The 25,541-nt window shown below is 66.9% G+C and carries 18 protein-coding genes and 1 pseudogene; 2 read left to right on the forward strand and 17 right to left on the reverse strand.

The features are described from left to right. Positions 1 to 60: 60 nt before the first annotated feature. Together SB786_RS33205 and SB786_RS33210 are read right to left on the reverse strand one after the other, a co-directional pair. On the reverse strand, positions 61 to 1,941 hold the full coding sequence (locus SB786_RS33205; protein ID WP_410731153.1) for an amidohydrolase: 1,881 nt from the start codon (positions 1,939 to 1,941) through the stop codon (positions 61 to 63). A 157-nt stretch (positions 1,942 to 2,098) separates the two neighbouring features. Beyond that, on the reverse strand, positions 2,099 to 4,945 hold the full coding sequence (locus SB786_RS33210) for an ATP-binding protein (RefSeq protein ID WP_410731154.1): 2,847 nt from the start codon (positions 4,943 to 4,945) through the stop codon (positions 2,099 to 2,101). Between the two features lie 402 nt (positions 4,946 to 5,347). Here SB786_RS33210 and SB786_RS33215 point away from each other — a divergent pair, with 402 nt between their 5' ends. Continuing rightward, positions 5,348 to 6,256 carry a helix-turn-helix domain-containing protein gene (locus tag SB786_RS33215; protein ID WP_410731156.1) on the forward strand — a complete coding sequence of 303 codons (909 nt, stop codon included), beginning with the start codon at positions 5,348 to 5,350 and terminating at the stop codon, positions 6,254 to 6,256. A gap of 142 nt (positions 6,257 to 6,398) precedes the next feature. Here SB786_RS33215 and SB786_RS33220 read toward each other — a convergent pair whose 3' ends face one another. Beyond that, on the reverse strand, positions 6,399 to 7,340 hold the full coding sequence (locus tag SB786_RS33220) for an MBL fold metallo-hydrolase (protein WP_410731168.1): 942 nt from the start codon (positions 7,338 to 7,340) through the stop codon (positions 6,399 to 6,401). 242 nt (positions 7,341 to 7,582) lie between these two features. On the opposite strand from SB786_RS33220, the gene SB786_RS33225 reads away from it, so the two are divergent. Continuing rightward, positions 7,583 to 8,488: a LysR substrate-binding domain-containing protein gene (locus SB786_RS33225; protein ID WP_410731157.1), complete on the forward strand. Its 906-nt coding sequence runs from the start codon at positions 7,583 to 7,585 to the stop codon at positions 8,486 to 8,488. 18 nt (positions 8,489 to 8,506) lie between these two features. Here SB786_RS33225 and SB786_RS33230 read toward each other — a convergent pair whose 3' ends face one another. The 14 genes and pseudogenes from SB786_RS33230 to SB786_RS33295 all read right to left on the reverse strand — a co-directional run. Continuing rightward, on the reverse strand, positions 8,507 to 9,970 hold the full coding sequence (locus tag SB786_RS33230; protein WP_410731158.1) for an alginate export family protein: 1,464 nt from the start codon (positions 9,968 to 9,970) through the stop codon (positions 8,507 to 8,509). After that, positions 9,970 to 10,899 carry a glyoxalase gene (locus SB786_RS33235; protein WP_410731159.1) on the reverse strand — a complete coding sequence of 310 codons (930 nt, stop codon included), beginning with the start codon at positions 10,897 to 10,899 and terminating at the stop codon, positions 9,970 to 9,972. The genes SB786_RS33230 and SB786_RS33235 overlap by 1 nt, the downstream gene beginning before the upstream one ends. Before the next feature lie 149 nt (positions 10,900 to 11,048). After that, the gene (locus SB786_RS33240) at positions 11,049 to 11,588 is read right to left on the reverse strand and encodes a hypothetical protein (protein WP_410731160.1); all 540 of its coding nucleotides are present in this window, start codon (positions 11,586 to 11,588) and stop codon (positions 11,049 to 11,051) included. A 138-nt stretch (positions 11,589 to 11,726) separates the two neighbouring features. Next, positions 11,727 to 12,776 carry a patatin-like phospholipase family protein gene (locus SB786_RS33245; protein ID WP_410731161.1) on the reverse strand — a complete coding sequence of 350 codons (1,050 nt, stop codon included), beginning with the start codon at positions 12,774 to 12,776 and terminating at the stop codon, positions 11,727 to 11,729. 76 nt (positions 12,777 to 12,852) lie between these two features. After that, on the reverse strand, positions 12,853 to 16,308 hold the full coding sequence (locus tag SB786_RS33250) for an AAA family ATPase (RefSeq protein WP_410731162.1): 3,456 nt from the start codon (positions 16,306 to 16,308) through the stop codon (positions 12,853 to 12,855). Between the two features lie 89 nt (positions 16,309 to 16,397). Continuing rightward, positions 16,398 to 17,153 carry a histidine utilization repressor gene (gene hutC, locus SB786_RS33255; protein WP_410731163.1) on the reverse strand — a complete coding sequence of 252 codons (756 nt, stop codon included), beginning with the start codon at positions 17,151 to 17,153 and terminating at the stop codon, positions 16,398 to 16,400. Between the two features lie 62 nt (positions 17,154 to 17,215). After that, positions 17,216 to 18,709 carry an HAL/PAL/TAL family ammonia-lyase gene (gene hutH / locus SB786_RS33260; RefSeq protein ID WP_410731164.1) on the reverse strand — a complete coding sequence of 498 codons (1,494 nt, stop codon included), beginning with the start codon at positions 18,707 to 18,709 and terminating at the stop codon, positions 17,216 to 17,218. 7 nt (positions 18,710 to 18,716) lie between these two features. Further along, complete coding sequence (locus SB786_RS33265; protein ID WP_011660730.1) at positions 18,717 to 19,508, reverse strand: ABC transporter ATP-binding protein; 792 nt, start codon at positions 19,506 to 19,508, stop codon at positions 18,717 to 18,719. A 28-nt stretch (positions 19,509 to 19,536) separates the two neighbouring features. Further along, positions 19,537 to 20,283: an ABC transporter permease gene (locus tag SB786_RS33270; RefSeq protein ID WP_410731165.1), complete on the reverse strand. Its 747-nt coding sequence runs from the start codon at positions 20,281 to 20,283 to the stop codon at positions 19,537 to 19,539. Between the two features lie 12 nt (positions 20,284 to 20,295). After that, on the reverse strand, positions 20,296 to 21,018 hold the full coding sequence (locus tag SB786_RS33275) for an ABC transporter permease (RefSeq protein WP_006753458.1): 723 nt from the start codon (positions 21,016 to 21,018) through the stop codon (positions 20,296 to 20,298). Between the two features lie 92 nt (positions 21,019 to 21,110). After that, positions 21,111 to 22,001 (reverse strand): transporter substrate-binding domain-containing protein, encoded by an 891-nt coding sequence (locus SB786_RS33280; protein ID WP_410731166.1) that lies wholly within the window; start codon positions 21,999 to 22,001, stop codon positions 21,111 to 21,113. A 322-nt stretch (positions 22,002 to 22,323) separates the two neighbouring features. Further along, complete coding sequence (locus tag SB786_RS33285) at positions 22,324 to 22,782, reverse strand: pseudoazurin (protein ID WP_410731167.1); 459 nt, start codon at positions 22,780 to 22,782, stop codon at positions 22,324 to 22,326. Positions 22,783 to 22,839: 57 nt separating this feature from the next. Further along, on the reverse strand, positions 22,840 to 25,011 hold the full coding sequence (gene katG, locus SB786_RS33290; protein WP_410731169.1) for a catalase/peroxidase HPI: 2,172 nt from the start codon (positions 25,009 to 25,011) through the stop codon (positions 22,840 to 22,842). Positions 25,012 to 25,447: 436 nt separating this feature from the next. Then, positions 25,448 to 25,541: pseudogene (locus SB786_RS33295) on the reverse strand (transposase); the annotation flags it as partial.

A 25,541-nucleotide genomic window follows, 5' to 3' on the forward strand; every position in this document is an offset into this window, starting at 1 on the left:
CCCCGTGCCGGGGCCGAAAAATTGCTTGTTCTTCGCGCCGCGCGCGCCGACACCCGTCGCCTAAAACGCGGCGCCGAGGCAACCGTACGCGTCGCACGGCTCGGCGAGCTCCGTCGCGGCCGCATCCAGGCGCCGCGCGAAACGACGTCCGAATTCGTGCGCGAAACCGCTATCGCGGCCGCCGTCGGCCGCGGCTCGCGGCTGCGCCGACGCGACCGGACGCCACCGGCCCATGCCGCCGAACTCGGCCACGGGTGACCACGCGGGGCTGACTGGGAGCGGCGGCGGCGCCAGCGGTGCGAATTCGTCGTCCGCGTGCACGACCTTGCCGTCTACGATCGTCAAGACCGACGACAGGTGCTTGATGCGCGACTCGTCGATCGTGAAGTAGTCGTCCGTCAGCACCGCGAAATCCGCGTACCGGCCGGGTAACAGCGCGCCCTTGCGATCGTCTTCGTTCGAGAACCACGCGCTGCCGACCGTATAGCGGCGCAGCGCCTCCATCCGGCTGAGCCGATTGCGCTCCGGATAGAGCACGGTGCCGCCGACCGTGCGCCCGGACACCATCCAGTACAGCGACACGAACGGGTTGTAGCTCGCGATGCGCGTCGCATCGGAGCCCGCGCCGACCGGCAGCCCGGCCGCCAGCATCGCGCGGATCGGCGGCGTGCGCGTGGCGGCTTGCGCGCCGTAGCGCGCAATGAAGTACTCGCCCTGAAACGCCATCCGGTGCTGCACCGTCACGCCACCGCCGAGCGCCGCGATGCGCGCGATGTTCGCATCCGAAATGGTCTCGCAATGATCGAAGAACCAGCGCAGGCCGTCGAACGGGACGTCGCGATTCACGGCTTCGAGCACGTTCAGGAAGCGGCCGATCGACTCGTCGTACGTCGCGTGCAGCCTGAACGGCCAGCGCCGGCTGACCAGCAGCCGGACGACCGCGGTCAGTTCCGCCTCGAGTTCGTCGGGCAGGTCCGGGCGCGGTTCGAGGAAATTGCCGAAATCGGCCGCGGAATACACCAGCAGTTCGCCGACGCCGTTCAGCCGCAGGAACGCGTCGCCGTCGCCCGGCTTCGCCAGCGTCATCCAGCGCGCGCAGTCGTCGATCTCGCGCCCCGCATGCTGCACGAACAGGCTGTAGGCGATGCGCACCGTCATTTCGCCGCGCTTCGCGAGCGCCATGAGCGCGGCGTAATCGTCCGGATAGGCCTGAAAATCGCCGCCGGCGTCGATCGCGCTGGTCACGCCGAGGCGGTTCAGCTCGCGCATGAAGTGCCGCATCGAATTCATCTGGTCTTCGAAGCCGAGCCTGGGGCCCTTCTCCAGCGCCGCATGCAGGACGGCCACGTCCGGGCGCGCGAGCAGCATGCCGGTCGGCCTGCCGGCGCGATCGCGCTGGATCTCGCCGCCGGGCGGATCGCACGTGTCGCGGCCATAGCCGATCGCGCGCAGCGCGGCCGCGTTCAGGAGCGCGCTGTCGCCCAGGTGCATCACGAAAACCGGCGTGTCGGGTGCGATCGCGTTGAGCTCGGCCACCGTCGGCCCGCGCTTTTCGGCGAACTGGAATTCGGTCCAGCCGCCGACCACGCGCACCCACTGCGGCGCGGGCGTGCGCAGCACCTGGCGACGCAGCATGCGCAGCGCCTCGGCCAGCGTCGAGACGCCGTCCCAGCGCAGTTCCAGGTTGAAATTCAGGCCGCCGCGGATCACGTGCAGGTGCGAGTCGTTCAGCCCCGGGATCACGGTGCGGCCGTTCAGGTCGATGTGAAGCGTGTCGCCACGCGCATGGCGCATGACCTCGGGTGCGCCGCCGGCCGCGAGAATCCGGCCGTCCTTCACCGCGAGCGCGGTCACGAACGACTGCCTGTCGTCCTGCGTCGCGATCTTGCCGTTGAATACGATGAGGTCCGCCGATTCCGCGGATTCCGTCGCCTTAAGCACCGTCAGCCTCCCCGCTTGCGCCGCAGGCTGGCAACCGACCGCACGCGGCATGCCGGCGGTTTGACGTTACAAGCACCATCCACCCTCCGTTGAATGTTGATCGATCGGACGGCCGGCCGCGTTGCGCGGGTGCGTCCTGAGCGGGCCGCGCGCGCCATCACGCCGCCGATTGCATCGCATCCCGGGTCTCGTGGCGAATGTGCGCATGACCGGTCGGCCGCGCCGTCTCCGAGCGGATGAAGCTCTGCACCCGCGCGAGGCGCCGCACGTCGACCGCGCGCGATTGCGGGTCGAAATGCCCCGACAGGTTCGCCACCAGCGACGATGCCTGCCCGATACGCCCGCGCTCGATCAGATGATCGGCGAGATCGAGCGTGCCGCGCAGCGCCCACATCGCCGCGCCTTGCCCGTTCGCGGCATGGATCGCCATCAGCAGATGTCGGTGCCCGTCCGCTTCGCACGCGATCGCGCGCTCCGCGTCGGCGGTGCGGGCCTGTTCGAGCATCGCCAGACCTCTGGCGCGCAGCAGCTCGGGCACGAACAGATGCTCGCCTTGCGCGCGGCAGGACGCGAGCGTCGCGTCGAGCTTCGCGCGTGCCTCGTCCGCGCGGCCGGTGCGTGTGAGCCCTTCCGCATACGCGACCACCAGCGGCGCGAGCAGGCGCCGGAAGCCGCTCGCCTCGATGCGACGCAGCGCGGGTTCGAGCCGCGCCAGCCCGGCGCCGGGATGGCCGGCCTGCATGTCGAACTGTCCCGCGAGACATTCCGCATGGCTGAGCCAGATATCGAACCCGTTCGCCTCGGCGGCCGATCGCAGCGTCGCGAGATAGTCGGAGATGATGTCGTGATCGCCATGGCGCAACGCGATCGGCACGGCCGCCGCGCCGAGCACGACGCACAACGCCAGCGCCGACCCGCCGCGGCGCGCGGATTCGACCGCCCGCGCGGCGAGCCGCATCGCATCGTCCGGATCGCCCTGCATCCAGACGAGCCGCGCCAGCACCGTGTGGCCAAGCGTCGCGACGTCGATGCCGAGCGCCGCTGCCGCGCAAGGCGGTTCGCCGGCCACGGCCAGCTCGGCCGTGGCCGCCTCCAGCCGCTCGCGCGCCTGCGCATGCTCGCCGAAGTAATGCAGCGACGTCGCGACCATCGCGTTCGCCAGCAGCCGTTGCGGCCGGTCGCCGCGCCGCTCGGCGGCCCGCTCGAAGCGCATCGCATAGCGCAGCGATTCGTGAATGTCGCCACGCGACAGCATCGCGTTCCAGAGCCCGACCATCGCGCTGGCGTCGAATGCCTCGTCGCCGACCCGCCCGGCAAGGCCGAGCGTGCGCTCCCACATCGCGGCGGCCGTGTGCGTATCGCCGTCCGTATACAGCAGCGCCGACGCATAGGCCGCGCGCAGCCGCATCTCGCTCGACGCGTCGACGGCGCCGAGCGCGCCGGCCTCGATCGCATCGAGCGCGCGCCTCGCCGGGATCGAACTGTCGCGCATGCGCGCCGGCTCCCGCAATGCGAGCGCCAGCGCGTCGGCTTCCGCGGCGGGCGGCTCGGCCGCCACGGGTTCGCGCGCGGCTGGCGCGTGAACCGGCATCCGGGCTAGCGCCTGCGCGTGTTCATGGCGCGCATGACGCTCGGCGATGCGTTCGAACTCGCCCTCGTTGTGCAGCTTCTCGAGCGCATACGCGCGGGTCGATTCGGTCAATCGGTAGCGCGCCTGCGCGCCGTTGAATTCGACGGTCACCAGCGACTTCGCGATCAGCTCGCCGAGCACCGCGATCATTTCGGCGGGCGACATGCCGGGATCCATCGCGACTTCGCGGGCCGCATCGAACATGAACGGGCCGACGAAGCATGCCATCCGCCGAAACAGCGCACGCGCGGGCGCATCCAGCAGCACGTAGCTCCAGTCGAACGTCGCGCGCAGCGTCTGATGGCGCGGCAACGCGGAGCGCAGGCCGCCCGTCAGCAGGTTCAGCCGGTCGTCGAGTCGCGACGCGACGACCTCCAGCCCGAGCGTCGCGACGCGCGCGGCAGCCAGTTCGATGGCGAGCGGAAGCCCGTCGAGCCGCCGGCAGATATCGCCGATCAGCCTGACACCGGCCGCGTCGATCACGCAATCGGGCGTGGCCGCGCGAACCCGCGCCAGAAACAGCTCGACCGCCGAATGACGCGCGATCTCGTCGACCGTTGCAGCGCCGTCGGGCACCGCCAGCGGACTCACGCGAAACACGGTTTCGACCGAGATATGAAGCGGTTCGCGACTCGTCACGAGCACCCGCAGCGGCACGACGCGCGCCGCCAGCGACTCGACGAGATCGGCAACCAGATCGACGACGTGCTCCGCGTTGTCGAGCACGAGCAGGCTGCGCGAGACGGCGAATGCGTCGCCGATCCGGTCCACGGCCGGCACGCCATTCGTATCGAGCCCCAGTTCCGCGGCAATCGCGAGCAGCACGTCGTCGCGCGTCGTGGCTCGCGCCAGTTCGACGAACAGCACGCGCTCGCCGGCACGGCCGCGCCACGCGTGCGCGACCCGGTCGGCCAGACTCGTCTTGCCGATGCCGCCCGCGCCGACGAGCGTGACGACCGGCACACGGTCGATCATGTCGACGATCTGCTCGAGCTCGGCCCGGCGTCCGACGAGCGGGGCCTGACGGGCCGCTTCGGCGTCCGGCGCCGCGGCAGCCGGGTGCGGCGCCGCCGCGTGCAAGAGCGGCAGATTCGCGACCAGCAGGTACCCGCGGCCCGGGACGGTCTTGATGAGGTCGCGGCTCGCGCCGAGCGCCTTGCGCAACGCCGCGACATGAACCTGCAGCCGGTTCTCCTCGACGATCAGGCCGGGCCAGACGGCATCCATGATGTCGTCCTTCGACACGACGGAACCGTTGGCGCGATGCAGTACTTCAAGTATGTCGAGCGCGCGCGCGCCAATACGCAGCGACGCGCCGTGACGGCGAATGTCCCGCTGCGCGAAATCCACCGATAAAGCCCCGATCTGGATCATGGCCGCCTCCAGGTTCCCCACGATGACCGCCATGTGAACGGAGCAGGTCACGGGGGCGGGAGTCCGCACCCGGCCTGCCGTTCAGGGCGGGTTCAAAGTCTCGAAAATGTGGGGCGAGTGTATACGCGGCATTCATAAAAATCTTGAAGGAAAATGCGCTGACGCGCCGCGCCGGCGGCGGCCGCCGCTCGACCGGCGTGGCGCGAATGCAAATCGGGCGATATCATCCGCCCCAGCGGGTTCGCGTGCGGGTCTGGCCCCCGCACCGCGCGAAACGGTCCGGGGCAAGCATTTCGTCAACCAACGGACATTTGTTCAAGTTATCCTCGCCCTATCGGGCCCGCTGTATGTACTGGACGCAACGATGCTCGCCCGCCGTCCGACTCCGAAGGATTCTCCGCCATGCCAGATCCCCTCGTCGCGCCACCCGCGGCACCACCGAAAGACACGCTCGGATGCATCGCGAACCTGCTGTCCAAGGATATTGAAAGGTCCGCGGGCGGCCTGACGCTCCACCGCAAATGCATGCGCGACGAACAGTTCGAGCGCATCGAGATGGCCGCCAGCGATCGCGGCTTCCTGATCGGCGTATCGCTGAACGCCGGCCACCGGCGCACGATCTACCGCGGGTCCGGCAAATCCGAGCGGCGGTTTCAGCACAACTCCATCTACATTCGCGATTTTTCGCGGAATTTCCGCGCCGACCTCTACGGCAAGTTCGATTTCGTCCTCGTCGAGCTGTCGCATCGCTATCTCGGCGACCTCGGCCGCGAGCACGACGGTCTGGAAATCGGCGGCCTGAGTTGCGCGCCCGACGTGCAGGACGCGGTGCTGGGCCACCTCGCGCAAGCCGTCGCCGACAGCCTCGACGGGGCCGGCGCGCTCAACGCGTTGTTCGTCGAGCAGATGGGGCTCGCGATCGGCACGCATCTGGCCTGCCGTTACGGCAATGCGCGCGCGCGCGACCTGGAGCGCAAGGGCACGCTGTCGCCGGTCAAGGTCGCGCTCGCCAAGGAGCTGTTGATGGAGAAGGCGGACCTCGGCGTGTCGATCGAGGAAGTCGCCAACGAATGCGATCTGTCGCGCGGCTATTTCATCCGCGCGTTCTCGCGCGCGACCGGACGCACGCCGCATCAATGGCTGCTCGAACAGCGCGTGGTCCGCGCGCGCCAACTGATCGAGACGACCGACATGACGCTCGCGGAAATCGCGGCCGCCTGCGGCTTCTCGGACCAGAGCCACCTGAACCGCCTGTTCGCCCGCATCGTCGGCCATCCGCCCGGCGCATGGCGGCGCGGCATGGCGCGCTGAGCCGCCAGCGCCGAGGGGCCGGTCCCGCCGGTCCCGCCGGTCACGGCCGGGCGCCGGGCGCCGGCCAACGGCCAACGGCAATGCCCGGCGCGACGAACGATTTTTCCCACGGCGGAGTCTGCGTTATTGACGTGAACAGGCGCTATTGCAGCGGCGTCGCGTCGTAGTTGACCGGCACCCAGTCGTACCGCTCGCCGTCTTTTCGCAAATGCCCGAGCCCCGGAAACGCGATGTGCGCGGCACCGACCAGATAACGCCTGCCCGCCACGCGCGCGAGCGTGTCGCGCCGCGTGCGGCGAGCCGCATCGGCATCGGTGTCGTACTGGACGGTGGCGGCGGGGTCCCGCAACTGGATCGCCGCGACGTGGACGATGTCACCCCACGCGAGCAGCCCGGCGTTGCCGCTCTCGATCAGATAGGCCGTATGGCCCGGCGTATGGCCCGGCATCGGCACCGCGCGAATGCCCGGCGCGAGCGTCGCTTCGCCGCGAAACGTGCTGAAGCGCCCGGCCGCGACGTAAGGCGCGACCGATGCGGCCGCCGCATCGAAAAACGACGCGAGGAACGCCGGTGCCTGCGCCTTGCCGTCCGGATCGAGCCAGTATTTCGCGTCGATCTCGTTCACGCGGACGGTCGCATTCGGAAAGGTCATCCTGCCGTTCGACACCAGGCCGCCGACATGATCCTTGTGCAGATGCGTGAGCAGCACTTCGTCGATCTGCCCGGCCTCGTAGCCGGCCGCGCGCAGGTTGGCGAGCAGCTTGCCGCAGCAGTCGCCATAGAGTACGCCGGCGCCCGTGTCGACGAGGATCCGCTTCGACCCGGTGTCGATCAGGAACGCGTTGATCGACCCTTGAACCGGCGGCTCGAGAAACGCGCGATCGAGATCGCGCCGGATGGTCTCCTTCGACACGTCGCGAAACACCGTATCGATCGGAAACGGATGCGTACCGTCCGACAGCGCGACGATCTGTACGCTGCCGAGCTGCTGCCGATAGAATCCAGGCGCCTGGCGCCCGCCGCCCGGCTCGTCCGCGAATGCCGCCGACGCGACGATGCCGAGGCACCCCACGACGAGCAGCATGCGGCCCGCGCGCGCCGCGCGTGTAATCCAGTTCAGGTTCTTCTTCATGTGCGATCCCCGGTTTGCGTATCCACGTCATGCCGTGACACCGAGCTTAACCGTCAGGACCGTGAATCATCCCGGGCGACGCATGAATCGTTCTGAACGCGGGACACGGTGCGTTCCACGGCCGCCGGCCGGCGATAGAATGCGAACGGCATGCAACGCATCGTCGCGACAGCGACACGCACCCCGACGACGACATGGACAAATTCTCCGCGCTGCGCGCGTTCGTTGAAGTAGCGGAAGCCGGCGGCTTCTCCAGCGCGGGACGCCGCCTCGATCTCGCCGCTTCGTCGGTGGTGCGTGCGGTGGACGCGCTCGAGGCATCGCTCGGCACCGTGCTGCTGAACCGCACCACGCGACAGGTCACGTTGTCCGACGCCGGCGCCGTCTACTATGCACGGGCGAAGCAGTTGCTCGAGGCGCTCGCGGAAGCCGATGCACTCGTCGCCGATCGCGGCGACGAGCCGTCCGGACCGCTGCGGGTGTCCGTGCCGGTCGCATATGGCATGCACCGAATCGCACCGCAGGTCGGCGCATTCCTTGCGCGCTATCCCAGGCTCGATCTCGATCTGCAACTCACCGACGAACGCGTCGATCTCGTCACCGGCCGGATCGACGTCGCGATCCGGCTCGGCGAAGCCGCGCCGTCCGCGGAGGTCGTCGCGCGTCAGCTCGGCACGTTCCGGCGGTATGTCGTGGCGAGCCCCGACTATCTCGATGCGCACGGCACGCCATCGATGCCGGGTGAGCTGGTCGATCATGGATGCCTGCGCTTTCACTTCGGCGGCGACCAGCAGGCGTGGTCGTTTGTCGATGCGCACGGCGCGACGAAGGTGCTCGTCACCGGGCGGCTGAAATCGAACCACAGCGAAGTGTTGCGCGCCGCCGCGCTCGATGGCGGCGGCATCGCGCTGCTGCCCGACTGGCTGGTCGATGCCGACGTCCGGGCGGGCCGCCTGCGCAGGCTTTTCGAACAGTACGACGTCGTGCCCGACGCGGCACGCTCGATCGTCACCGCGCTCTACCTGCCGAATCAGCGGGGCTCGAAGCGCGTCACCGCGTTCATCGATTTTGTCGAGGCGCAGGCTCGCACGCCGTGCTGAATCGCACGGCATGCCGTGTTACCAGCCGAACTTCGCCTCCATGCCGACATAGTCGGCATTGCGCGCGCCCAGCGCACGAATCGAATCGGCGATCTGGAAGTGCACGGCCTCGACGGCAAGCGCCACGTTTGCATTGACGAGCCAGTCCACGCGGGCCTGCGCATACATGCCGGTCCACGCACTGCCCTTGCCGGCCGTGCCGGGCACCGCCGACATCCCTTGCCCGTAGATCGCGTCGGCCGTCGTCGCGCGCCACTGGAAGCCGACCGCAGTCATAACCGTCACGTTGCTGGCCGGCTTGAACGTCAGCGACGGCTTCACGTGGATCAGGTTGCTGTAGCCGGTGTAGCCGGCAAGCGTGAAGTAGTAGCCGTTCGGGAACAGCGGGTTGAAGGTGCCCATGCGCCCGTCGCCGGGATGCCTGTCGCCCGACGCGCCGTCGAACTGAATGCCGATGCGCGGCGTGCCGGCCGTTTTCGCGAACGTATAGCCGGCCAGCGTGCCGAATGCCCACGCACCGATCGTGTCCGGTCCGATGTGCCCCGTCTGGACCATCGCCTCGGCGTCCCAGTCGAATTGCCCGGATTTGCCCGCGTAGCGCATGTCGAACACGTCGCGTCGTTCGGTGCCGGCCCCGGCGAGATAGCGCGCATTGTCGCGGGTATAGCGCGACCAGTACGCGGACAGGTCGCCCGGACCGGTGCCGCTGCGCTCGACGCGCACGCCGTCGAATCTCAGGTGCCGGTTCGACACGTCGTCGAACACCGCGTCGTTGCGGTATTGCACCGGGCGCGTCACATAGCCGATCAGCCGCCATTTGCCGATTTCGTAATTGGCCCACAGCGCGTCGAACGCCTGGCGCACGTTGGGCCCGTCGCGCACCGACACGAACCGTTGCAAGTCGAATGCCATCTCCTGCCGGCCGATGCGGGTCTTGAAGGTGCCGCCGCCCACCTGATCGACATACGCGACGAACGCCTGTTCGATGTCGAACTGATCGCGATCGACCGGCCCGACCGTATCCTTGCCGAACGGCCGGGAATCGACGAACTGGACGAATGCCTGGAAATGCCCGGCATAGCGCAGATCCGCGTGCACGTTCGCACGCTGAATCACGTAATTGTCGTCATGCGCGGTGCCGAGCCCGAACAGCGGCGCGTTGTTCAGCTCGAAGCGCTCGCGCAGGTTCGCGCCGAGCGACAGGTAGGTCGACGGATCGCCGCCCAGCGGGATGTACTTCAACGCGTCGAGCGGCTTGCGCGGCACGCACGGATTCGCGAGCACCGACCAGTCTTCCTGCCAGCGGTTGAACAGCACCGTGGGCCGCTTCGCGGTGCACGACGTGCCGTCGGCCGGGGCCGCGGCCGCGGCCGACGATGCGTCGGCACCGGCCGCCGTACCGGCGTACGTCGCGACGCCCGCCGCCAGCATGGCGGTCGGCAGGACGCCCCGCCACGCACGTTGCCTCGACCGATGTCCCATTACTTCGACCGCGCGTGGATCTCGGCGACATAGCCGCCGGGGAACTGCACGAGCGCCGCGTCACGGCCGTCCGACGTAAATGTCGGCACGAGCACGGTCACGCCTGCCGCTTGCGCCTGCTTCAGCGTGGCGGCGAGATCGGACACTTCGTAACCCGTCATCTCGCGGCCGAACGGGTAAGGCAGACGGCCATCCGTCGCGAGCACGGTCATCTTGCCGAAGCCGGATTCGATGCGGATGCGGCGGTACGTATCGTTCGGCCGGCCGATCTCGACGCCCGGCGCGTGACGCACGTCCGACACGACCTTGCCGCGCGAGAACGCGACGAAATCGTGCACCAGCTTGTTCGCGCTTTCCGGCGACACGTACACGCGGTTTTCCGGCACCGTCTGCAGCGCATCGTAGTGCGGCGCTTCGGTATGCCAGTACAGTTGCATGTTCACGCCGCCCGGCCAGCGGATGATCGCATCGCGGCCGATCGGGTCCGGGAACGTGTCGACGATCACGTCCGCGCCGTGCGCGCGCGCCGATTTCATCGCGACGTCCATGTCGGTGACGAGATAGCCGGTGCGCTCCTCGCAGAACGGGTAAGGGATCGGCGTCTTGAAGCCGAACACCGAAACCGTGCCGACCGGGGTGAGCACGAGCTGCGACATCGTCTGGCTCGGCGTCGGCGTGACCTGGAACACGCCCTGCTTCGACTTCTTGCCGCCGAACGTCGCGACGAGGCTGTCGGTAAAGCGGTCGAAATCTTCCGGCGCGACACATACGTGCGTCGTATCGTATTGGGGGCCGACCGTGACGGCCGGTACACGCCCGGATGCGGATTCGACCAGACGGGTCGTATCGGCATGGGCCGGCGCGTTCGCCAGCAATGCGCCGAATACGGCCGTCGTCAGCAATACCTGTCGCAACTTCACTGCAATCATCGAGTTCTCCTTGAGCTTGCCGACAGGCGTGCTGCCCGTGCGGCGATTCGAAACAGACTAGTGAAGGCGGGCCTGAATGTCATGGCGACATCCTGAATTGTTCTGAATACGCCGCTCGGGCTGCGCAACTTCATCGATAACGCCCGCCGTCACGCCGGCATCGGCAAACCCAGCCGCCAGCTCAGATTCCCGCGCGCACGCGCCTCGCAGCGCGTGTAGAAGAAGTCGGTCAGATAGATGCGCGGGCGTTCGAGCAGCCCGCGCAGGATGGCACGTTCAAGACGGTCGTAAGCGCGGTCGTCGAGATCCGGGCGCTCGGCCCGCAAGCGCCGCCCGTCTTCGCGAAACCGACTGCGCGACGCACCGAGCACCGCTAGGTCGATGTCGCGCACGAAACGGGTATCCGGTTCCGTGGCAACGCCCGCGTGGGTGGTCGCGAGAATCATCGCGCAGACCGGGTCGCACGCGCGGATGCGTCCATCCGCCTGGCGCCGGAACCAGTCGGCGCTACGCTGCTCGTTATCTTGCGCGCCGGGAACGAAGATCACGTCATGGAACCAGAGCGCGAGCTCGACGGCGTCCGGTTCGGGAATCGCGCCGCGCGCCAGGTCGAGATGACGCAAGCATCGCCGTACATGCAACAGCGTATGGTAATGGCGCGCCGGCTCCGCATAGCACCGCGCCAGCATGCGATAGACCTCCTCGGCACGTGTGCCGCCGCAGCATGACCACAACGCAACGAATCGCGCTTGCGTCCGGTTCACGTTCGCTCCTTGGCGCGGGGCGCCCGCGCACGAGCGCCCCATGCCGACATTACCGCGATGCGCTCAGAAAAATTCCCTGCGAATGTCGATGCTCGACCGCTGTCCGATGTTTCCGTAATGATGCGCGAGCCACGCGTCCGCTTCGCGCCGCCCGTGGTCGCGCAGCTCGCTCAGAAATCGCCAGTCCGCGTTGTACTTGCTCGATACGCTCAATGCGCTCAGCGCGTCGTCCGCGCGAATCGAATGAATCAGCATTTCCTTCATGTCGCCGCGCTTGATCGTGCCTTCCCGGATCAGGTCGGTGACGAACGCGATGGCGCGCATTTCGCGCATCAGCGACGAGTTGAAACTGATCTCGCTGATACGGTTGAGAATCTCGGCGGCCGTGACGGGGACACCGCGGCGCACCAGCGGATTGATGTGCACGATCACGACGTCGCGCGTCGCGCAGTTGTAGATCAGCGGATAGATGGCCGGATTACCCATGTAGCCGCCGTCCCAGTAGTACTCGCCATCGATCGACACCGCCTGGAACAGTGTCGGCACGCATGCCGACGCAAGTACCGCGTCGGCGCTGACATCCTCGCCCGTGAAGATGCGGATCTTCCCTGTCTCGACGTTGGTGGCGCACAGGTACAACCGGATCGGACAGTGCTTGCGCAGCGCGTCGAAGTCGACCCGGCGCTCGAGCACCTCGCGCAGCGGATTCAGGTTGTTCGGATTGAACTGATAGGGCGAGAAAACGCGCAGCATCATGTCGGCGAACGCATAAATCGGCGAATGATCGAGCCCGAAGCTGTGCGTGCCCTTCAGCCAGGGCGCCCAGCGCAGCGGGTTGTAGTGCTCCGCCGATTGCGCGACCGCCTGCCAGAAGTCGTGCAGTGCCTGACGCGCACCGTCCTCGCCCCCTTGCAGCAGCCCGTAGGCGAGTACCGCGGCGTTCATCGCGCCGGCGCTGGTGGCACTGACGCCCTCGATTTCGAGCCTGCCGTCTTCGATCAGCCGGTCGAGCACGCCCCAGGTGAAGGCGCCGTGCATCCCGCCGCCCTGCAACGCCAGCGCGACCGGTTTGCGCGGCACGTCGCGGTGACGTCTCGTGTGCGTGATTGTCATGCCCGTCTCCTCAAGCAGCGGCGGGGCGCGGGCGGCACGCGGTCACACGATGAGTCGCCGTGCGCCGCGGGCCCGTTCATCCCGCGCGCGCGCCCAATGCATCCAGCAGCGTTTTGGCCTCTCGCAGGTCGCTCGTGTCGAAGCCCTCCGTGAAGCAGGCGTACACCCCGGACAGCGCCTGCGTCGCCTCCACGGTCTTTCCCTGTCGTTGCAACAGCCTGGCGAGGTCTGACGCCGCGCGCAGTTCCAGCCCTCTGGCACCCTGCTGGCGCGCTCGCGCGATCGCCTTGTGAAGGCAATCGATGGCTTCGTCGTCGCGCTCGGGCGCCGTGCCTTCGTTGCCCGCGCCGTCAGCCAGATAGATTCCGGTGAGCCGGTACACCTCGGCCTCGTAGCAATGCTCGCCGGATTTCTCGACGATCGCCCTGGCCTCTTCCAGCATGCCCAGTGCCGAACGCTTGTCGCCCGCGCGCCAGTAACTGTCGGCGAGCAACGCGAGCGAATAAGGACGCTGGTCTTCGCCGCCGGCTGCCCGTTGCGCGTCGAGGCCCTGCCGCATCTGCGCGATGCCGTCCGCGATGTTCCCCTGCGCGCTCATCGCCCAGCCTCGCAGCACCGATCCCCATGCGAGCCAGTACGGCAACCCGTGCTCGGTCGATACGGCGATGACCGCTTCCGCGCGCTCGGCGGCAAGCAGCGGCTCGCGCCGCAGTTGGTGCAAGTGCGCGGTATAGGTCAGGCTGAACGCGAGGGAAGGCCCGTAAGAAAGGCTCCGTGCGAGCGCCAGTGCCTCGACGCTGCGCTCGAGCGCCTGGTCGGGATACCCCTGAATCCACAGGGTCAGCACGAGGAAACTGAGCGCCCGGATGCCGGGATCCACGCCGTGCGCGAACACGTGCGCCTGATGCTGCTCCGGATCGTAGATCGCCCGGGCCTGTTCCAGGTGCGTGCGAGCCGCGTCGAATTCGCCCTGCAGAAAAAAGCACGAACCCAGTGCGCTATGTGCCTCGATGAGGAAGCCCGGATCATTCGCCTCCCGGGCCGTATCGAGCATCTGCTTGCCCAGATCGGTCGCGAGCGCATACTCGCCGCGCACCACGTGGTGCATCCGCAATCCCAACTGCGTCGCGAAGCGCTGCGATGCGTCGCCGGTCCGCTCGCACAGCTCCAGCGCGCGCGTATAGATCGCACCGACCTCGGTCGCGCCATACCCCCGCACGTCCATCAGGACCGGCCCGAGCGAAAGCAGCAGTGTCAGCTCCCAATGCGCACGCACGGGTGTGTCGGGCAAGCCCTTCAGTAACGCCAGCGCCGCGCCGAGATGATTCATTGCATCGTGATGGGCGGCATGGCGCAACGCCTGCTGGGCCGCGCGATGCAGGTATTCGACCGCCTTCGGAATGTTGCCGCTCTGGCTGTAGTGGTGCGCAAGCTCGCTGCAGTAATCGGCGATGCGCGTCGGGAACAGCATCTCGATCGCCTGCGCGGTGCGCTCGTGCAGCGTGGTACGCCGCTCCGTGAGCAACGAGCGGCCGGCCACTTCCTGGGTCAGCGCATGCTTGAACGAATAATTGACTTCGGGGAAGGCGGGACGCTCGTAGATGAACTCCGCCGCTTCCAGATGCGCGAGCAGACGCCGCAGTTCGTCGTCCCGTGCCGGCGCCTCGCCGCAAATGCGCCGGATCAGGCTGAACGGGAACTCGTGGCCGATCACGGCGAGCGCCTGCAGCAGTTCCTTTTCGTCGAGCGGCAGCCGGTCGATCCGCGCAGCCAGCACGCCCTGCACGGTGGTGGGAATGTGCAGCGTCGCCGGTGTCTCCTCGATCCGATAGCGCCCGGCATCGCCGAGCAGCGACTTCTCTTCGACGAGCGTCTGGACCACTTCCTCCATGAAGAACGGGTTGCCTTCCGTCTTCTCCAGAATGAGCTGCTTCAGCGGCACGAGCGAGCGATCCTCGCCGAGCAGCGCCGTGAGCAGTCCCTGCGCATCCGACGGGCCAAGCGGTTCGAGCCGGAGCGTGCTCCAGTGCGCCGCGCCCGCCCACGCGGGCCGATACTCGGGCCGGTAGTTCACCAGGAGCAGGATGCGTGCGTCCGGCACGTGGTCGATCAGGTACGTGAGGAAGGCTTCCGTTTCGCGGTCCAGCCATTGCAGATCCTCGAACAGCAGATGGACCGGCTGATTCCGGCTCTCGCGCACGAGAAGCTGCCTGATCGCGTCGAAGGTGCGCTCGCGCCGGATCTGCGGATCCATTTCGGCGAGCACCGGGCCGCCTTCACCGATTCCCAGCAGATAGAGGACGTACGGCACGAGATCCTCGAAACTGCGCTCGAGCGTGAGCGCCTTGCCGATCACTTTTTCCCGGCAGCGCCGCTCGTCGTCCTGGGTCGTGATCTGGAAATAATTCTTCAGGAGTTCGATGAGCGGCAGATTGGGAAACGCCTTGCCGTGCGATACCGAGAACGTCTCCAGCACCAGCGCGCCGCGCCGCGAACGCTCCTTGAACTCGTGGAACAGGCGCGACTTGCCGACGCCCGCTTCCCCCACCACGCCGACCACGCGCCCGTGCCCGGCCCTCATGGTGTCCAGGGCCCGGTTCAGGTGGTCCATTTCCGATTCACGGCCGACGAACCGCGCGAGGCCGCGATGCGCCGCCAGTTGCAGGCGCGTGCGCAACGCGCCCAGGCCCAGCACCTCGTAGACGCACAGCGGCGCGGGAATGCCCTTGAGTTGCGTCGCGCCCAGCGCCTTGAATTCGAAATAGCCCTCGGCCAGCTTGTGGGTCGACTCGCTGACGAGAATCGACGTCGGCGCCGCGATGCCCTCGATCCGCGACGCGATGTGGATGGTATGCCCGAGCGGATCGTACTCGGTGTGCAAGTCGTCGGTGCGGATCGAGCGGACGACCACCTCGCCCGTGTGAACGCCGACGCGAATCTGCAGCGGAATGCCTTCCTGCAGACGAATGCGATCGCCGTGCTGGCGCATCGCCTGCTGCATGCGCAAGGCGGCGAACAGCGCGCGCTGCGCGTGGTCTTCGTGGGCGATCGGTGCGCCGAACAGCGCGAGGATGCCGTCGCCGAGCGATTTTGCGACGTACCCTTCGTAGTAGTGGACCGCCTCCATCATCAGCTCGACCACGGGCACGATGAGGCGATGCGCCACTTCGGGATCGAGATCGTGGATCAGCGCGGTCGATCCGGCCATGTCGGCAAACAGCGCGGTAACGGTCTTGCGCTCGCCGGCGGGTTCGCCGCGCGCTTCCATTGCCGCGTGTTCGGCACGGATTCGCTCGGCAAGATGATCAGGGGTGTAATGAACGGGGGTTGGCGGCGGCTCGCGGTCCGATGGCCGGGAAGGCGGCGGCGCAGCCGCAGGTGTAGCCAGCGACGCTCCGCAATTGCTGCAGAAGCGGGCCGCGGGGTCGGCGTCATGTCCGCATTGCGGGCACGTGCGGGACAGCACGGCCTGACATTCCTGGCAGAACCTCGCACCGGGAGGATTCTCGGACCCGCATAGTGTGCAGCGCATAAAAACCCTCTCTTCCTGCCAAGGGTCGACTTCAAAACATTATGCGCCACTCTCCGCGGGTATTCAGGCCAAACCGGCGCCGATTAACCCTACATCCTCCCCGCCAGATGAAACCGCGACGCCGGATGCCACAGCCTCACCGACGTGGCGACCTGCTCGCCGACCCACGTGCGGCGCCGCAATAGCAGACACGGTTCGCCGATCTCCATGACGAGATGCCGGCGCACCTGTGCATTCGGCTTCTCCGCGTAGATCCGGAACTCCGCGCGCTGGATCGGCGCGAGCCGCACCATGTAATGATTCGGCGTCTCGAGCGTGAAATCCTGCTCCAGATAGTCAGGAAACAAGGCCGGGTTCACGTATCGATCCTCGAACTGGATCGGCTCGTCTTCCTCGTAATGCACGATGCGCGAATGAAACGCGGGCCCCGTGCGAAGCCCCAGCGCATCGATCGCTTCCGGCTCGACGCTGCGCTCGATCAGCAACACGCGCGCGCTGTGCCGATGACCGCGTTCGGCAATCTCGTCCGCGATGTTGCGGATCTCCAGCACCGTCGATTCGTAATGCCGGCGCTCGACGAACGTGCCGGCGCCCTGGATGCGCGTCAGCACGCGCTCGGTGGTCAGCTCGCGCAGCGCACGCGACACCGTCATCCGTGCGACGCCGAACTCCTTGACCAGCTCGGCCTCGGTCGGAATCGCGCCGCCCGGCTTCCAGTCGCCGTTCGCGATCCGCTCGACGACGTAGCGCTTGATCTGCTGGTACGCCGGCAGCGCGCGTGCGGGCACGTCGTCGCCCGACGTGCCCACCCGACGCGCCGATGTGTATCGTTCCGTTTCGTTCATGCGCCCTCGACCGATTGAAGGTTGGATGCCCCACCGCCCGTCGCCCGTCATCCGTCCTACCGCTACAGCACGGACGGCGGCACGCCCGCGACGATCCCGGCCGCGATCGCGATGTCGTCGGCAAGCGGCCGGTCGTCGTGATACGCCGGCACACGCTCGCGCACCTGTCGCCACAGCGCATCGGTCGACGCCGCACGCGCCGCTCCGCTCGCCTGCAAATCGTAGGCCTGCGCGGCAGCCAGCAGCTCGATCGCGAGCACGCGCGTCGTATTCTCGATGATGTCGAGCGCCTTCAGCGCGGCAGGCGTCGCGTGACACAGATGATCTTCCTGCAGTCCCGACGTAATGCCGCCGTCGAGGCTCGCCGGTGCCGCGAGTCGCTGATTCTGCGCGACGAGCGCGACCGCCGTGTACTGCGCGATCATGAAGCCCGAACACGTGCCGCCGGGCGCCGCGAGAAACGCCGGCAACCCGCTCACGAGCGGATTCACGAGACGGTCCAGACGCCGCTCGGCGATGGCCGCCACCTGCGCCATCGCGGCCGCGAGGCTGTCCATGGCAAGCGCGATGCCCGCGCCGACCGCATGCGCCTGCGAATGAACGACCGGCGCGTCGCGCGTACCGGCGACGATCGGATTGTCGGTGACGGACGCGAGTTCCCGGTCGACGACTTCCGCCGTCACCGCGAACACGTCGCGCGCCGCGCCGTGCACGTGCGGGATCGTGCGCAGGCTGAGCGGATCCTGCGTATGCCGCCCGCTCGCCGCGCCGAGCATCGGGCTGTCGGCGAGCATCGCCCGCAGGCGCGCGCCGACGTGCGCGATGCCGGGCGAAATTCGCAGCGCGAGCGACGCCGGGTCGAACGCGGCGAGCTGTCCGCCGAGATTCTCGAAGCTCGCCGCCGCGATCCAGTCGGCCCAGTCGAGGAGCCGCTCCGCGCGAGCCAGCGCGAACGCGGCGAGCCCCGTCACGCACGGCGTGCCGTTGACCAGGCTCAGGCCTTCTTTCGCGCCGAGCGCGAGCGGTTCGCGACCGATGCGGCGCAGTGCCTCGTCGCCACGCATGCGCTCGCCGCGATGGCGCGCATGACCCTGCCCGATGCACACGAGCGCGACGTGCGCCATGTGGGTCAGGTAGCCGACCGAACCGTGCGCCGGCACCTCGGGCAGGCAATCGTGTTCGAGCAGCGCGACGAGCTGTTCGACGACGTCGGCACGCACGCCCGAATGTCCATGCGCAAAGTTGTTGATCGCCGCCGCGATGATCGCGCGCGTTTCGGGCGCGCCGAGCGGCATGCCGACGCCGACCGCGTGGCTCATCAGGATGTTGCGCGACAGCGTGCTCTGCTGGGCCGGCGACACGATCACGTCGCACAGCGCGCCGACGCCGGTATTGACGCCGTACGCGCGAATCCCGCGCGCGACGATTTCGTCGACGAGCTCGCGCGCCGCGGCGATCCGCCCGCGCGCATCGTCGGTCAACGCCAACTGTTCGCCGGCCGCGACGGCCGCAATCTGCCGCCAGTCGAGCGGCCGTGCAGAACGGAATACGGTCATGACGTCCTCAGTTCGCGGCGCGGTCGTGATGGCTCGACACGAACTGGCGGAAGCGCTCGGAACACTGGCCGCCGAACAGCGCGTCGGGCGGCCCGTCCGAATCGACCTCGCCCTGATGCAGGAACATCACGCGATTCGACACGTGCCGCGCGAAGCCCATTTCGTGCGTGACGACCAGCATGGTGCGCCCTTCCTCCGCGAGCGAGCGCATCACGCGCAGCACTTCGCCGACCAGCTCCGGGTCGAGCGCCGACGTCGGTTCGTCGAACAGCATCACCTTCGGATGCATCGCGAGCGCCCGCGCGATCGCGACGCGCTGCTGCTGGCCGCCCGACAGGTGCGCGGGATAGTAGCCGCGCTTGTCCGCGAGGCCGACGCGCGCGAGCAGCGCCTCGGCTTCTTCGACCGCTTCCGCGCGGCTGCGCTTCAGCACGCGCAGCGGCCCTTCGACGAGATTGTCGAGCACGGTCATGTGCGACCACAGGTTGAAGTTCTGGAACACCATCCCGAGTTGCGAGCGGATGCGATCGACCTGCCGTCGGTCGCCCGGCTGCAGCTTGCCGTCGCGTGCGCGCTTCATCTTCAGTTCCTCGCCGGCCAGCGCGACGGAGCCGTCGTCGGGCGTTTCGAGCAGGTTCAGGCAGCGCAGGAAGGTGCTCTTGCCCGAGCCGCTCGCGCCGAGGATCGAGATGACGTCGCCCTCGTGCGCGTCGAGCGAGATACCCTTCAGCACGTGATGATCGCCAAACGACTTGTGGATGTTCTTGACCGACAGCGCAACGGGAGCAGCGGTGTTCATCGGATTCTCCGGGAAAGGACGGGGGCGCTCAGGACGCAACGCGCCGGGGATTGCGTGACGCCGCGGGCGGCGCAGCGGATGGCTTCGGCGCACGCAGGTGGCCGGAGAGTCGCCATTCGAGCGCGCCGAGCACGCGCACGACGATGAAGTTCAGGCCCAGATAGATCAGCGCCGCGCACACGAACACCTCGGTCGTCCGGTAGGTCTGCTGGATGATCTGCTGCGCGACGCCTGTCACCTCCCACACGGTCACGAGGCTGGCGAGCGCGGTCGACTTGACCAGCAGCACGGCTTCGGTCGAATACGCGGGCAGACACTGGCGCAATGCGATCGGGCCGATCACGCGGCGCAGCAGCGCGAAGCCCGACAGGCCGATCGAATAACCGGCCTCGATCTGCCCGACCGGCACGGCCATCAGCCCGCCACGCAAGATCTCGGCCGTGTAGCCTGCCGTGCACAGCGCGAGCGACAGCACCGCGCACACATACGGCTCCCGCAGCAGCGGCCAGATGAAGCTTTCGCGGATCACGCCGAACTGGCCGAGCCCGTAATACACGAGGAACATCTGGATCAGCAGCGGCGAGCCGCGAAACACGAGGATGTAGGCGCGCGCGAAGCGGTTCGGCAGCCAGTGCGGCGACACGCGCATCGTGACGATCACGAGCGACAGCAGGCCGCCGAGCACGAGCGACGCGAAGAACAGGCCCAGCGTGGTCGGCACGGCCGCGAGCAGCTGGCCCAGTGTGCCGAGGAGGAAATCGAAATCGAATGTCATGCGTGCTCTCCGTCAGTTGCGCGCGAAATTGCGGCGGAACGAGCGGCCGACGATCGCTTCGGCCCGGTTGAACACGCGGTTCGACAGGCCCGTCATCACCAGGTACAGCGCGCCGCCCGCGACGAAGAACACGAAGTACTGATGCGTCGAGCTCGCCGCGATCTGGCTCGTGCGCAGCAGCTCCGCGAGGCCGGTGACCGAGATCAGCGCCGAATCCTTCAGGCTCAGTTGCCACACGTTGCCGATGCCGGGCAGCGCGAAACGCAGCACCTGCGGCACCAGGATGCGGCGCAGCACCATCGCGCGCGGCATGCCGATCGAGCGCGCCGCTTCGAGCTCGCCCTTCGACACCGCGAGCACCGCCGCGCGATACACCTCCGCTTGGTAGGCGCCCGAGATCATCCCGACGGCGAGTGCGCCGATCACGAACGGCGGCACACCGATGAAGCCTTCCGCGCCGAACCACTGGCCGACGGTCGTGACGAGCGTCGAGCCGCCGAAGTAGAACAGATAGATGACGAGCAGTTCGGGCACGCCGCGAAACACCGTCGTGTACAGGTCGCCGAGCAGGCGGGCGCTGCGGTGGCGCGACAGCTTGGCCGCCGCGATCGCGGCGCCGATCACCGCGCCGACCGCGAGCGCGGCGAGCGTCAGCGCGACCGTCATCAGCGCGGCGAGCAACAGCACGCCGCCCCAGCCCTCGGTACCGAAGCCGAGCATTTCAAGAATCGCCATGCGTGCCTCCCGGCAAGCGTTGAATGAATCCGCAGGATGCGTGCCGCCGCGCGTCGTTCGAGCCGCTCACGCGGCGGCGGCCGGTTACGCGCTTACGGCGTGACGTCGGTCTTGAACCACTTGTCGGCGAGTTTCTTCACGGTGCCGTCCGCGAGCGCCGCGCCGATCGCCGTATCGAACTTCGTCTTCAGGTCGGCGTCCTGCTTGCGGAACGCGAGCCCTTCGCCCGGGCCCCAGATCGGTCCGCCGAGCTTCGGCCCCGCGAGCACGATCGACGCGTTGTCCTTCTTCGCGTTGTTCGCCGCGTAGTACGTGACGTCGTCGAACGACGCGTCGATGCGGCCCGCGACGAGGTCGAGATCGCGCTCCGGCGAGGTCTTGTACACGCGGATCGACGCGATGTCCTTGAAGCTGTCGTTGATGAACTTCGTGTAGACGGTGCCCGACTGGATGCCGATCGTCTTGCCCTTGAGCTGCTTGCGCAGCGCGTCGACGGTCGGCTTGTCGGCATTCGCGTCGCCGGTCAGCTTGACCATCGGCGCGCCGGGCGCGGCTTTCGGCAGGATCTTCGTATCGGTGACGGCGAAGGTCGCCGGCGTAGCCGCATACGGGCGCGAGAACAGCAGGATCTTCTCGCGCTCCGGCGTGATCGAGATCGCATCCATCAGGATGTCGAACTTGCCGGCCTGCAGACCGGGAATCATGCCGTCCCAGTCCTGCGCGACCATGTTGCATTGCACCTTGATCCGCTCGCACACGTTGGCGAGCAGTTCCGGTTCGAAACCGCCCAGCTTGCCGCCCGGCAGCGTGAGGTTCCACGGTGCGTAGCCGCCTTCGAGCGCGACCGTCACCGTCTTCCATTCCTTTGCCTGCACCGGTGCGGCGAGCGTTGCCGCCGCGGCCGCGATGGCGCCGATCGTCCTGATTGCCCACTTGATGCGCTTGCCGTTCACGAGAGTTCTCCTTGCGTTGAAGTTCGCCATCCCTTCGGTGCAGCAAGCCGCCTCAGGAATTTGTCTATACAAGCATGCAAGAAGAAAAACAGCGAGACAAGCGGCGATCAAAAAAAACTACGTAAACGCGGGAAATCCCCTAATTTCAGGGCTCTGGCGTGCCTCATCGAGGGGAATCCGGGCACGGATTTGGTGCAATTCGGACGATCCAATCGCAAGGATGACTAGACAAATTTTGAATTCGATCGGGAGGGGCCTCGGCACGGACGACCATCACAATTCATCTGACGATGAATCGCGTCCGTGCCGATCCAGCCCCCGGCGGCGGGCGACGATCCGGCCCGCGCATGCACTACTTCTGCTTGGTTTGCTCGCGGTCCAACACCGCAAAGAGCTGATCGAAACGCGCTTTCGCATCGCGCGGTTGTGCAACGCTTCGGGCCGCGGCTTCGTTCGTCGGCTGTCCCACCACGATCAAGCCGACCATGCCCAACATGTGATGAGGGAGACAGCGATAGCCATAGACGCCCGGCGTGTCGAACTTTACGGTCAGGTCTTCACTGATCTTTCCGGCAAACGGCCGGGCCCCGTCCGGCGCCATCCCGGGAATGCTTTCGACGCTATGACCGCTGTCGGCGGCCACAAAATGAACGCTATCGCCCGGGTTGATATGGACGAGGGCCGGCTCGAACCCACGCTGGCCGTCCGACGCCTGATTCAGCATCCTGACTTCGATGTCGGCCGCGTAAGCACCGAGCGACCACAGCAATCCCATCCCGACGATCAACCGCGGCAATCCAGATTTATTCATTTCGTTCTCCGACGGATTCGCCGCGGGATCGCTCCCGCGGCCAATCCGATCACGGTATCAGCTGCGCTTCAGATCGAAGCGATCGAGGTTCATCACTTTCGTCCACGCCTGGACAAAGTCGCGCACGAACTTCTCGTGCGCATCGTCCGACGCATAGACTTCGGCAACGGCCCGCAGCTCCGAACTGGAACCGAACACCAGATCGACCGGGCTTGCCGTCCACTTGAGCGCACCCGTCTTGCGGTCACGCCCTTCGTAAGTCCCGTCGGCGCTCGAGGACTTCGTCCATTGGGTCGACATGTCGAGCAGATTCACGAAGAAGTCGTTGCTCAGCGTGCCGGGACGATCGGTCAGGACACCAAGCCTTGAATCGCCCGCATTGGCGTCCAGCGCACGCAGCCCGCCCACGAGAACGGTCATCTCCGGAACGGTGAGATCCAGCTTGCTCGCGCGGTCGACCATCAACTCGGCCGGCGACCGCTCATTGCTTTTCTGATAGTAGTTACGGAACCCGTCGGAGGTCGGCTCGAGAACGGCGAAGGAAGCGACATCGGTCTGCGCCTGCGTCGCATCGACGCGTCCCGGCGAGAATGGAACCTTGACGTCGTAGCCAGCCTTGCGGGCCGCATCCTCGACGGCCGCGCTGCCGCCCAGCACGATCAGGTCGGCCAGCGACACCTGCTTGCCATCCGTTCTGTTCGTGTTGAAGCCGGACTGAATGTCTTCCAGCGACTTCAGCACTTTCGACAGGCTCGCCGGGTCATTCACCGCCCAGGCATTTTCCGGCGCGAGGCGAATGCGCGCGCCATTCGCGCCGCCTCGGTAGTCGGTGGCACGGAACGAGGCCGCGGACGCCCACGCGGTCTTGATCAGTTCCGACTTCGGCACCCCCGATGCGAGGATCCTGCGCTTCAGCTCCGCAATATCGGCGTCGCCGATCATTTGGTAGCCGGCAACGGGCAGCGGATCCTGCCAGATCAGGTCGACCGTGGGCACTTCGTTGCCCAGATAGCGCGCCTTCGGGCCCAGATCCCGGTGCGTCAGCTTGAACCACGCCTTTGCGAACGCCAGCTTGAATTCCTCGGGATGCGCCTGAAAGCGCTTGGCGATCGCGCTGTACGCGGGATCGACCTTCAACGCGATATCGGTCGTAAACATCATCAGCGGATGTCGCTTCGACGGATCGTGTGCGTCCGGCACGATGTCCTGCGCGTCCTTCGGCATCCACTGATGAGCGCCTGCCGGGCTCTTCGTCAGCACCCAATCGTGTTCGAGCAGATTGTCGAGATACTGCATCGTGAAGTGAACGGGGTCGACCGACCATGCGCCTTCAAGGCCGCTCGTGATCGTGTCGGCGCCCTTCCCGGTACCGCACTTGTTCGCCCAGCCCAGGCCTTGCGCTTCGACGCCCGCGCCCGCCGGTGCCGCGCCCACGCATTTGTCGGGTGACGCCGCGCCATGGGCCTTGCCGAAGGTATGACCGCCCGCGATCAGCGCGAGGGTCTCCTCGTCATTCATCGCCATGCGGCCGAACGCCTCGCGAATGTCCTTTGCCGCGGCGACGGGATCGGGGTTGCCGTTCGGACCTTCCGGGTTCACGTAGATCAGCCCCATCTGGGTGGCCGCCAGCGGCTTCTCGAGCTTGCCGTTCTTGTCGCGGTTATCCGACATGAATTTCGTGCCGGCTCCCCAATAAACCAGATCCGATTGCCAGTCGTCCTCCCGGCCGCCGCCAAAGCCGAAGGTTTGAAAACCCATGGATTCAAGCGCGACATTGCCGGTGAGGACCATCAAATCGCCCCACGAAATATTCTGGCCATATTTCTTCTTGATCGGCCACAACAAACGGCGCGCCTTGTCGAGATTGGCGTTATCCGGCCAGCTGTTCAGCGGCTCGAATCGCTGCTGTGCGCCGCCGGCGCCGCCACGGCCATCGTACGTGCGATAGGTGCCCGCTCCGTGCCACGCCATCCGGATGAAGAACGGCCCATAGTTGCCGTAGTCAGCCTGCCACCAGTCCTGCGACGTCGTCAGGGTCGCGCGGATATCCTTCTTCACTGCCTCGATATCGAGCTTGTTGAATGCCTGCGCATAGTCGAAATCCTTCCCGTACGGATTCGACTCGACGTCGTGCTGACGCAGCGGCGAAAGATCGAGCCGCTCCGGCCACCAGAAGTCATTCGTGCGCGGCGCACCGTCGGCCCACGCGGCAACGGTGCCGGCACTCATCGCGATGATGGCGAGCGCGGCCACGACCGATTTTCCGATACCTTTTTTCTGCATATGACCTCTCCGTAATTGGGCGTAATGTTGGGATGCGGGAGGATTGTGGTCTTTGATGGAATTCGTCGGCCAATCGGTATTTTTTATTCTTCCGATTAATGCGGACTATGGCCGCGATCCGGATGCCACGGATTCACATGCGGCAATCGGGCTCGTGAGGCGGCAGCGTCATTGCCGCGTGCCTTGCCAGTCCGTACGCAAGCCTCGCGAACGAGCGAGTCGCGAAGGCGGGGACCTATCCGTCATTTTGTGGGCGGGGCATATCATGCGGAGTAAAAGTCATGGATATGCCGATGAAGAAGAAAGCCCTGCTTGATTCAATGGCCACTTCCGGAGTGCTGCAGACGCTCGAATGCTCACTGCGTTACCCAGCGACCATCACCCTCCTGGCCGACACCTCCATGCCGCCGAACTTCGCGCGCCAGGTGTAGAACGACGCGTCACTGAAGCCATGCTGCCTGCACAGCTCCTTCACC

It is taken from the genome of Burkholderia sp. SIMBA_062 (assembly GCF_046534765.1).
GTDB classification, from domain to species: Bacteria; Pseudomonadota; Gammaproteobacteria; order Burkholderiales; family Burkholderiaceae; genus Burkholderia; species Burkholderia ambifaria.